The following is a 2,985-nucleotide window of genomic DNA, read 5'->3' as shown; positions in this document are numbered from 1 at the left end:
GGCATGAAGGAGGCGTTCTCCACCGGGTCCCAGAACCACCAGCCGCCCCAGCCCAGCTCATAATAGGCCCAGAAGCTACCCAGCATAATGCCCAAGGTGAGAAACATCCAGGCACAAGTGGTCCAGGGACGGGACCAGCGCGCCCAGGAGGCGTCCAGACGCCCGGAAAGGAGCGCCGAGACAGCGAAGGCGAAAGCGACTGAGAAACCCACGTAGCCCATGTATAGCAACGGGGGATGAATTACCATGCCCGGGTCCTGCAGCAGCGGGTTGAGGTCGCGGCCCTCGGGCGCGGCGGGAAGGCGCCGCTCGAAGGGATTGGAAGTGAGCAGCATGAACAGCAGAAAGCCCACGCTCACGAGCCCCATGACGCTCACCACCCGGGCCACCATCTCCTCGGGCAGGCGCCGACTGAAGACCGTTACCGCCACTGTCCAAAGAGCGAGCATCAGGGCCCAGAGCAGTAGGGAGCCTTCGTGGGAGCCCCAGGTCGCGGTGATACGATAATGCAGGGGTAGCAGCGAATTGGAGTTGTTTGCCACGTTAAGTACTGAAAAGTCGTTGTGCACGAACGACCACAGAAGGCAACCGAAGGCGATAGCCACGAAGACGAATTGCCCGTGAGCGAGCGGTCGGGCCGCCGCCATCCAGCGGCGTATTCCCAGCGCCGCACCCATCATGGGAACGGTTCCCTGGACGAACGCCAATAGGAGGGCCAGGATCAGGGCGAACTGACCGATCTCAGGAATCATGGCCTATCCTCATTGGGCCCCTTCCACCACCGTCCGCTGGGCCTTGCTTGCCTGCTCCAGCGCATGGGCGGCCTCGGGAGGCATGTAGTTCTCGTCGTGCTTGGCCAGCACCTCGGTGGCGACGAACACGCCATCTTCTCGCAGTCGGCCCTGGGTCACCACGCCCTTGCCCTCGCGGAACAAGTCGGGAAGGATCCCCCGGTAGACGACTGGGATGGTCTTGGCAGTGTCAGTCACGTTGAAGCGCACCGTCAGCCCGTCCGGCTCTCGCCGCAGGCTGCCTTCCTCCACCAGGCCGCCGATGCGGAAGGCTTTGTCGAGGGGAGCTTCCTGGGCTGCCACCTGGGAAGGGGTGAAAAAAAACACGAGATTCGTGCGAAATGCGTTCAACACCAGCCCGGTGGCGAGGGCGAGCAGCGCCAAGGCGGCTGCTACCATGGCCAGGCGTTTATACCGAGCCTTCACGTCCCAGCCCCCCTCCTCTCCATATTCCCCGAGACCGTGCGCAGTGCCCTGCGCCGACGCGCAACAGCCACTACCTCGATCGCCAGGGTGAGCAGAGAAATCGCATAGGCTCCCCACACGTAGAAGCCGTAGCCCCCCATCGCAAGGAAATTTTCCAGACTACCCCAGTTCATGCCGTCCTTTCCGAAAGCTCGGCCACCCAGGCGGCGCGCCGCTCCCGCTCTAGGATGATGCAGCGCACCCGCGCCAGAATTACGGCGACCGAATAAGTCCAGCAGGCGACCGCCATGACGAGCATGGCCTGCAGCATGATGGCGGCCATTTTGGGAGCAGCGGTCAAGCTCACCGATGCTCCCTGATGCAAAGTGTTCCACCAGTCGACCGAATAATAGATGATGGGCACGTTGACCACTCCGACCAGCGCCAGCACCGCACCGGCCCGGTCACCCCGGCGCGGGTCTTCGATCGCCGCCTGCAGCGCGAGATAGCCGAGGTAGAGAAAGAAGAGGATCAGCTGGGAGGTCAGCCGCGCGTCCCACACCCAGTAGGTGCCCCAGGTAGGTCGCCCCCACAGTGCTCCGGTCCACAAGGAAATGAAAGTGAACAGCGCTCCGGTCGGGGCGATGGCTCGTGCCATCATGAAGGAGAGCCGGGTGTTAAAGACGAGCCCCAGGGCACAGTAGCCTGCCATTACCACGTAGAGGAACATGGACATCCAGGCCGCCGGCACGTGTAAGAAGATGATGCGGTAGACCTCTCCCTGCTGGAAATCGGTGGGGGCGACGAAGAAACCCAGATACAGGCCCACGACAAAGAGCAGCACGGAAGCCGCGCTAAACCAGGGGATCAGACGACCCGCCAGGGCATAGAAGGTGGCCGGAGAGGCATACTTGAACCAGTTGATGGTCACGCGCTTCACCCGCTCTCACTCCATCGAGACCCGCAAGGCGAGAGCGGCAGCCCAGGGCGCGAGCGCCAGGGACACCAGCAGGAAGGCCCCCAGAAGGGAAAGATGACCCTCGATGTCGATCCCCGAAGCCGCTGCGTCCACCGCACCCGCACCGAAAATCAGCACCGGGACATATAAAGGAAGAACCAGTAGGGCTACCAGAACGCTCGCGCCGCGCAGGCCGAGGGTGAGAGCAGCGCCCACTGCTCCGATGGCAGACAGGACTGGCGTGCCAAGCAACAGGGACAGGACCAATACCGCGAGGGGTCTGCCCCACAAGTCGTATTGCAACCCAAGAAGAGGGGCCATCACCACCAGGGGAACGCCAGAGACGATCCAGTGAGCAATAATCTTACCCAACACCAGCAGGGAAAGGGGCTGGGGAGAAACCAGCAGCTGTTCCAGGGTACCGTCCGTATAGTCATGGGCAAACACTCGTCCCAGAGAAAGCATGGAAGCGAGCAGCGCCGCTACCCAGACGACGCCGGCCGCGAGCGGCCGCAGCTTGTCCAGTTCCGGTCCTACTCCCAGAGGAAAGAGGCTCACCACAATGACAAAAAAAAACAGGGTTGTCATCACATCCGAACGCTGGCGCAGGGCGAGCGTCAGGTCTCGCACCACCACCGAGCGCAAGGCAGCCAGCATCGGCTCACCCGGCAAGGAGGAGTCGATGCACCCGGGTACCCCGGATTTGCAGCTCCTGGTGGGTCGTCACCACTGCGATCCCCCCCTGCGCCAGGTGCTTTTCCACAAGCTCCTGCACCAGGCTGATCGCCTCCTGGTCCAGCCCGGCGAAAGGCTCATCGAGCACCCACAAGG

At 62.7% G+C, this 2,985-nt stretch carries 5 protein-coding genes; all 5 read right to left on the bottom strand.

Going from position 1 to position 2,985, the window contains the following annotated elements:
• The coding region (locus tag V7Q81_RS15385) for a heme lyase CcmF/NrfE family subunit (RefSeq protein ID WP_333845073.1) at positions 1-752 on the bottom strand (752 nt) is incomplete at its 3' end.
• A gap of 9 nt (positions 753-761) precedes the next feature.
• Complete coding sequence (gene ccmE, locus V7Q81_RS15380) at positions 762-1,217, bottom strand: cytochrome c maturation protein CcmE (protein ID WP_333845071.1); 456 nt, start codon at positions 1,215-1,217, stop codon at positions 762-764.
• The gene (gene ccmD / locus V7Q81_RS15375) at positions 1,214-1,390 is read right to left on the bottom strand and encodes a heme exporter protein CcmD (protein ID WP_333845069.1); all 177 of its coding nucleotides are present in this window, start codon (positions 1,388-1,390) and stop codon (positions 1,214-1,216) included. Before ccmD ends, ccmE begins: the two co-directional genes overlap by 4 nt.
• A complete protein-coding gene (gene ccmC, locus V7Q81_RS15370; RefSeq protein WP_333845075.1) occupies positions 1,387-2,127 on the bottom strand; it encodes a heme ABC transporter permease CcmC in 741 nt (246 codons plus the stop codon). The genes ccmD and ccmC overlap by 4 nt, the downstream gene beginning before the upstream one ends.
• Positions 2,128-2,142: 15 nt before the next feature.
• Positions 2,143-2,811: a heme exporter protein CcmB gene (gene ccmB, locus V7Q81_RS15365; RefSeq protein WP_333845066.1), complete on the bottom strand. Its 669-nt coding sequence runs from the start codon at positions 2,809-2,811 to the stop codon at positions 2,143-2,145.
• Between the last annotated feature and the right edge of the window lie 174 nt (positions 2,812-2,985).

This window comes from Pelomicrobium sp. (assembly GCF_036803785.1).
Classification (GTDB): domain Bacteria; phylum Pseudomonadota; class Gammaproteobacteria; order Burkholderiales; family UBA6910; genus Pelomicrobium.
This window is presented reverse-complemented; position numbering and strand designations above follow the sequence as displayed.